This is a genomic window from Vibrio sp. 1580, assembly GCF_033340055.1.
This window is the reverse complement of the sequence record NZ_JAWOVT010000053.1, coordinates 1-1,453: the sequence shown is the minus strand read 5'-3', so window position 1 is coordinate 1,453 and position 1,453 is coordinate 1. Positions and strand designations below refer to the sequence as shown.

At 43.1% G+C, this 1,453-nt stretch carries 1 protein-coding gene; it reads right to left on the bottom strand.

What is annotated here, in order from left to right; all coding sequences use genetic code 11:
* Window positions 1-1,453, bottom strand: a 1,453-nt coding sequence (locus R7093_RS23945) for an Ig-like domain-containing protein (protein ID WP_318146853.1), incomplete at both ends; no start/stop codon positions are given.

The window sequence follows — 1,453 nt, the reverse complement described above, 5'->3', positions numbered from 1 at the left end:
TTATCTTGAGTGCGTCACCTTGAATCGTGACACTAGGAACTTCAAACTGGTTTTCGTATCCATCGCCGCCATCAAGAATATCCACCGTTAAAGAGGCATCATCGTTCAAACCTTCAATTGCCTCTAAGGTAATATCCAATGTTACGGAGGTGGTGTCACCGTCTGAATCTGTTGCATTAACTAACAATGGTATATCCAGGATTTGATCTTTTGACAGATCGAAAGAGCGATATAATTCAAAGGAATACTCTATTTCACTACTCGACTCTAAAGGTAATGTGGATAATAGTTTCGATTGAAAAATATTTACTTCCACCCCACCTTCTAAGATATAGCCAGTAATTGTCGTACCGTCATCAGACAGACGGTAAAGCAACTCACTTTCACTACTCACTAATGTGGGCTGGTTTAATTCGCTAAATCGAAGAGAGTCAACATAATCACTCCCGATATCGAGTTGAAGGCTCCCAGTCTTAAAGATTGCCCCACTTTCTAGATTAATCTCCTCGATTGCAACAACAGTCAAGTTGCTCAACGTAGGATCAACACCATCTTTCAACACGAAATCAATTTCATTCTCTACAAGCGGTGTGGAGTCTAGATCTGTCCCTCCAATGGTCAACGGGAAAGTGACCGTATCACTACTATTGAATTGGTCGATAGGATGATCAAGAGTAAGCGAGATTGAAGCTAGTACATCGTTACCCGACTCAATGCCACTCAATGTTAACGTAAATACAGTCACACCATTGGCAAATGCTGTGATTTGCTTTCCACTGGAACTTAACGTGTAGCTAAGCTCATTATCAGAGACTGAGCTTGTAAGCCCTAATGCCTCTAACTTAGTAATGGATGCCCCACCAAAATACAAACTAGTCGGATCAGGGTTATCAGAGCCAGCAATCACATTAACACTGCCTTCGGTGGTTAATAATGCCTCTCCCAGAGGTACTTCTGCTGTGTTTATAGTAGCGCTGCCTACATAACCCGCTTGGCCATCTATAATGTCGATAGTTGCGGTTGCTACACCGTAATCTTTTGAATCATCGGCTGCGAGATAATCAAAAACGAGACTTTGCTCAACCGTGTGATCTAAGTTGCGACTGGCATTCAACTGCCAAGAGCCATCTGAAAATACGGTTAATTCACCCTTCTCTAGACTAAAACTTACTGAGCCACCATCAGGGACAGACTGGATCTCTCCTCCGGCTCTGACATATCGAATGTACAAGTCACCATCAATATCAATGTCATTCTCCAGTACATTGCCAGAAATGACTTGGCCTTCGGTTACACTATATGACTCATTTGCGATCACTGGGTCGGCATCACTGATGACGATTTCTAGGGGAGCCACAACAGCCTCTTGTGTACCGTCAGCATCACTTTGAGTGCTTTCAACCAATACGTTAGTCACCAGCTCATCTTGACCTACACCATGATCAATCGCTTC